4 protein-coding genes are annotated in these 5,841 nt (G+C 57.4%); 2 read left to right on the top strand and 2 right to left on the bottom strand.

All coding sequences use genetic code 11. From position 1 onward, the window contains the following. The first annotated feature begins 183 nt into the window (after positions 1-183). Both KBY96_RS16100 and KBY96_RS16095 read left to right on the top strand, forming a co-directional pair. Positions 184-873 (top strand): FkbM family methyltransferase, encoded by a 690-nt coding sequence (locus KBY96_RS16100; RefSeq protein ID WP_254980565.1) that lies wholly within the window; start codon positions 184-186, stop codon positions 871-873. A 76-nt stretch (positions 874-949) separates the two neighbouring features. Then, positions 950-1,690, top strand: a complete 741-nt coding sequence (locus KBY96_RS16095; protein WP_254980564.1) for a radical SAM protein — start codon at positions 950-952, stop codon at positions 1,688-1,690. Here KBY96_RS16095 and KBY96_RS16090 read toward each other — a convergent pair. After that, positions 1,683-3,113, bottom strand: a complete 1,431-nt coding sequence (locus tag KBY96_RS16090) for a PIG-L family deacetylase (RefSeq protein ID WP_254980563.1) — start codon at positions 3,111-3,113, stop codon at positions 1,683-1,685. The two genes, KBY96_RS16095 and KBY96_RS16090, sit on opposite strands and share 8 nt — an antisense overlap. Positions 3,114-3,208: 95 nt before the next feature. After that, positions 3,209-5,614 (bottom strand): glycosyltransferase family 2 protein, encoded by a 2,406-nt coding sequence (locus KBY96_RS16465; RefSeq protein ID WP_254980562.1) that lies wholly within the window; start codon positions 5,612-5,614, stop codon positions 3,209-3,211. Positions 5,615-5,841 lie beyond the last annotated feature (227 nt).

Here is a 5,841-nt window from a genome sequence, read left to right as displayed (position 1 = left end):
AAGACCCCACAGCTCTCTGGGAGGCAAAACTCCCAATGAGGTCTACACTGAGACCGAACCCTGCTCCTCCCGTCCAGGGTTAACGATGTCAGGGGCCAGAGCTGTCCAATAAAAGGCACCCACCTCAACCACCAGGGTTCATGGTAGCACCCTTTAACATTCTGCAAAGTTGGAAACCACCTTATGTATGAGATCGTTCGCCAGCTGGATGTCGACTTTATTTTGCGTGCCGGTACTGTCGATCACGACAATCTGAACTGGATGGTGAATTCTCCCTTCATCAACATTGTCGCAGAGCAGGAGCTAGATAGTAATGACATGCTCATAGACTTTGGGTCTCATATCGGCTCCTGGTCGTTACCTCTGTCTAAGCGCTTCGGCTGTCGTTCCTGGTGTTTCGAACCTGAGAAAGAGTCGCTACTGATTTCACGAGCCTCCGCTGTGCTTAACCAGCTCGACAGCCAGATCTCCTTTTTCGAAGCGGGCATCGCCGGCCGTGACGGCAAAGTCGCACTTTATGAGTCTGACGAAACATGGGGTCACACGATGGTGCAAGGTGGGGGTCCATACAATCGTCTTACTGGTCATTCGGTTGAGGTTGATGTGATGTCGCTCGCTACGGCCTTGGAATTAGTATCTGGACAAGGCAGAATGATAGTTAAAATCAACATTGAAGGCGCAGAGTATGACATGTTTGAAGACGCCTCGGTTGACACGCTTAAAGAGGTGGATCTCTGGGTTGGTGAAATTCACTACGACCTTGGGCGTGAAGACTTCAGACCTTACATAGATAAATTGAAGCTTGCCGGGTTTGCCGTGTCGATGCTGCCGGCTGGAGATCGTCGAGAAATCCTCGTGGCACGCAAGCGGTGATTTTTTCAAGATGGATTCCATGCTCGTATTCGCCAGCTTTTGCAGAGACTGAACTCCTCTTCGCTACTTACCGTCCATGAATTATAAAGTGATGCAGATCGAGACTTCCAATTTCTGCTCGCTCACGTGCAGTTATTGCCCGCACCCAGGGCAGAAGCGCCCCAAGGGCAACATGGATCTTGATACATTCAAGAAATGTATCAAGCTAGTTCGCCAATCCTGTAACCCAGAACGTGACCAGAGGAAATTCGTTTGGCTGAATCACTTCGGTGAACCCCTGCTGAACCCGCTGTTGCCGAAGTTCATTGAACATGCGACCGAGAATGGTGTTGAGGTCTCTTTTGCCTCCAATGGAGTCGATTCCACAAATACGATGTTTTCCCGCAGTCTCTGGCAGGAACTGGCTGATTCAGGGCTTCGAGGTGTCGGCATCTCTGCCCACACCCGTCCTCCCGAGGATTTCACCCGTCACCTCGATGGGATCCTCGACATTCTCTATTTCTGGGAACCCAAGAAAGGCAACTTTCACGACTGGGCAGGCCAGGTGGACCTGCCCTCCTGGAAGGTGACACAATCGGATGCCGCTCCGCAGCAGCCTTGCGACTACGAGAAAGAGCACATGTTTGCCATCACGTGGGATGGCCGCATCGCCGCCTGCTGCTACGACATCGAAGCTCAGACCGGCCTCTCCATTGATGATGTGATCGCCAATGGCTACCTCTTTGAGCCCATCAGTCTCTGTGCAACCTGCACTCTCGGCCGTGGTGATAGCAGTTGGCTGATTCCCCCCATCACGAGCTCGCCAGCCACTACTTGACAGCCCGTCCCAGCACGGTCTGGGGGTAGTGCGGATCATCCCCACCTGCCGGAAAACCCTGCAGATCCTCGGCGCTGAGACCTTGCAGAAACGCAATCGACGTGAAGAGATTGCCCCTGCTGCTCACCTCTACTCCATGCTCTGGAAAGTGCAGCAGCAAGAGCTTCCGCAGTGAGTTGGTGGTGAAACACCACATCCAGTTGTCGCGCCACTCCCCGAAATCCACATTCGAAATTCCAGGCACAGTGATCAACGCCACACCTCCAGGCCTGAGAATGCGGTGTATCGTGGCGATTGTGGCTGGCAGATCGAAGATCACTACCAGTACCTGGGTGAGAATCAGGCAATCGAAGCTGCTATCCGGGATCTGGGGAGCATGGCTGAGATCCCCGATGATCGTGGCTCCGGGGGCACCCTCCTTCACATGCAGCACATCGCGACGCGTCACTCTGTCGTCGCCGAACTGTCGTGTGTAGCTGTCGTCGCCAATTTCCAGCACCCGCCCCCGGATGTCTTGCCTGTGCTGGTCGAGAAAGGCCTCGATGAAGGGTCGGTCGATCGGGGTGCCGCGGTCGTAGCCGAACGCCCAGCTGATCGGTTCGATGCGGGCCAGATCTCCAAAATTCACCTGCCCCACCGGCGGGCGTTCCCATTGCCAGACTTGATTCCGCGAAATCTCCTCTGCGAGGGTCGCCGTGGCGGCGCAGCTCAGTTCCAGCCACTGAGCGGAAGTCGTTCCCAACTCATATCGATCGTAGAGGATCTCCGGTACTTCAGGCAGTTGCTTGAAGTCGTAGCGCGGTGCCTGCCTGAAACGCTCTGCTTCAAGCTTGAACGTGCTCAGTAGCCCGATCTGGCTCTCGAAGCAGCCGTAGAGAGCGGTCTTACGGTCTTGGTCGGCTTGGTTCAGCAGCATGGTCATTGCACCCTCATTGCCCTGCGCGAACTCGCCCACCACCCGCTCGCCGTCGCGGCTGAAATACGACGTCATCTCCACCAGTGCCGGCACGGGTTCTCGGGTCTGCTCCAGGAGCCACAGGGCGTGGTGACAGGCGAAGCTCACGGCATCGTGATCGGGATGCCCAGCTTCGTAGGGATGGGTGATCACCAGATCGGGCCGATGCTCTCGGATCAGCCCCGCGAGCCGGCGGGTGAGCGGAAGCAGTCGCCTGCTGAGCTGCTGATCCACGAAGCCGAGGCGAATCAGGCTGGTCTGTGGCAAGCCGAGCAGATCCAGTGCCTTCCGCGCTTCGGCCTCCCTCGCCCTTTCATAGGCTTCGAGCGTATCGAACCCTGCCCAGCCGGCATAGCGAGGATCAGTTGGCACGCCGTTCGTGGCATGCACCACTTTCAGACCGGGCAGTGACGCCATCGCCATTCCTGCCCCAACGATCTCATCATCGGGGTGGGCGGCGATCAGCATCACACTCTGCACCCTGAAGCCCGTGAGTCGACGCAGGATTGCTTCACCTGCGCCGGTGGTTGCACTTGTTGAAGACCCAGGGTTTGTCATCTGCGTTAGTCTACTATGCTCTGGATGCTACCCAACAGCGCCCAGTCATAAGTGCCAAGAGTATTGCATGTTCGGCGCATCAGATCATCGAGAGCCCAATCGATTTCCCTGCGGAGAAACGTGACCACGTCTTTCGCTTCGCAATGTTGAATAAGCAGGGGCTTGATTATCGTGAGAACGTATTCAAAACTCTGGAGGCATGCACTGATCACTGCGGGATCGGAGCTATTCATGGAACTTACGACCCGTTGCCGATAGTGATAATCCGTGCTGATCGTGCTTGCGTAGTTTTGAGCAAGTAAATATAGTAATACCGTGCAGAGTGTATCCTCGTGGTAGATTAGGCGTGCTTTCGTGGGCGCTTCAAGGGCTTGTAGCCTTGCCATCGCTTGTTCCCAGAGGCTTCGCCGGATCAGCTTGTTGGCCAAGTTGTTGTGAGACTCTCCGGAAAGATAGCTATTCAGGATGGCGGCACCATGGCGCAATTCTTCTCCCCAAAACCGTTTATGCCAGTAGGGTGTTCCTTTTTCCGGTACCACCCAGAATGGACATTCGACCACATCAGCTTCAGAGCTTCGAGCGCGATCAAGCATCCTTTCCAGAAAGCTAGGGTCCACATAGTCGTCGTGGTCGAAAAACCACAGAAATGTGGCTGATGATGCCATCGCGCCGATCATCCGGGCGCGGAAGGCTCCCTGATTTTCCGGGAGGGCAATGAGGGAGGCTGGGATGCTTTTGGCCCTCAGTTTCTCGAGCACATCCTCGTCCAAGGCACATCCATCAGCAACCACAACTACCTCGATATCCTGGTGGCGCTGAGCTTCAAGGGCGTTCAGGGCCACCTGCAGTTCGCTGATCCTGCCGTGGAAGGGAATCACCACTGATACATCCAGATGCCCGGCCGTCCGCTGACGCGTCTGCTGGAAATCTTTAGCCAGGTGGTGCAGCAGATCAGCCTGATCGGCCAGCTGCCTCTCCCATTGACTGATCTGGGCCAGGCGTTGCCTCGGTTGTGCCGGCAAGGCCTGAGCGTCGGCGAGGTCGCTCTTCAATAGCTCCCTGGCCGCCAGCAGCACCCAATGTGGACAGGGAGAATGGAGCCGGCTGAGTCGCAGCAGCAACACGATTGCGTGGTGGCGCGCTTTCCGGCCAGCCTCGCCGTCGCCAACGGCGCGATCGCGCCACAGCAGTGCTCCGCAACGGGTGAAGTGTTCGTCCACGTAGGGAAGCCAGCTGGGCCTGCCACCTGCCGGGAGGAGAGCCCCAATCCGGTCCACCACTGCCACAGCCTGCCAGCACAACTGCGCCTTCTGGTCGGGATCGGGAGCGTCGCCGTTTTCACCCTGAACGCGACGATCAAGTCTGGTCAGCACCTCCATCCACCGTTCGGCTGTTTCCTCCCGGGTGGCGTGAGCGGGGGATTGCTGCTCCAGTAGCAGCCCCAGCTGCCTGAGAGCCTCTCTGTCGTCGTGAATATCCAGCGCCGCGAGGCAATCATCGAAGGCCCGCACAATGGTGTCCAGGTTCGGCTCAGGAGTCTGCTGCTGTGCCGGCTCCCGCTCCCGCAACACCTCGAGGCAGGGCCCTGCCAGCAGAGCCAGGCGGTGCTCGAGCAGGTGGCCGTGGCGAAGCCGTTCACAGGAGGCCTGTCGGTTTTCGAGACCAAGGCTGCCAAGAGCCTGCTGTCGGGCGGCCAACAGATCCTCAGGTGATGCAGCATCCACCAGCAGATAATCACGTCCGGCGATCAGTGAAGGAGCCAGATCGTCGAGCACGGGGCCGGCGAGCTCTTGATCCACAAAGGGCAACTGGCCGGCCGCGATCGCGTCAAAGAAACGTAGCGAGAGATCAGCTTGCAGGGGCAGACAGAGTGAGAAGTGATGCTGGCACCAGTCAGCGAAGCGGCCCTCCGGAGACAGTGAAAAGTAGGCATAATCTTCACTGCATTCAAGCTGCAGCTGAATGTGCTTATGAATTAAGCCGTTCCCGTAGGAACGGACCAGATTGCTTCTCCTGCTACCGACGTTCCAGTCTTTGGCGAGATCCCTGGATTGCGTGAATCGGCCTGTGATAAAGGGGGAGCGATCATCGCTAAGTGGTTGGTCGGCAAGAAGCTTTTCGAGGGTTGGGATCGACCACTGGGCGCAGCAGAGTGGCAGCGGCTGGGTCGTTCTCGGATTGGCGTGGGTCAGAAAGCCGTGGCCATGGTGGTGAGCTGGCACACAGATATCCAATTCCCTGGCGAGGACTGAATTATCATTGTAACTGTGGTGATTATCCCAGAACCAGCCAATCACCAGTGAGTTGGTTTCTCTACGGATGCGCTTGATTTCCTCCGCTTCCCCCTCCTTCAGATGCAGGCAGGCCAGATAGAGCGTGTCAGGGCGGGGTGGCCCGAGCTCTTCCGCCACCGAGATCCGCTCGATCCCGCTGAGGGCCTGGGAGCCGATCGCATCGGCGAGAAGTTCCCGCAGGGAGCCATCCAGACTTGCGGACAGATCGGGATCGAAGTGAGGTGGTCTGGCTTTTCTGGACAGGTCCCATCGTTAACCTCTGAGGCGGGGTACCGCCCCTGAAAGGGGCTCCCACCAATGAGCAAGCGCCGCACCCACAGCCCCGAGTTCAAGGCCAGAGTCGC

The organism is Cyanobium sp. ATX 6A2, from assembly GCF_024346355.1.
Taxonomy (GTDB): Bacteria; Cyanobacteriota; Cyanobacteriia; order PCC-6307; family Cyanobiaceae; genus NIES-981.
This window is presented reverse-complemented; position numbering and strand designations above follow the sequence as displayed.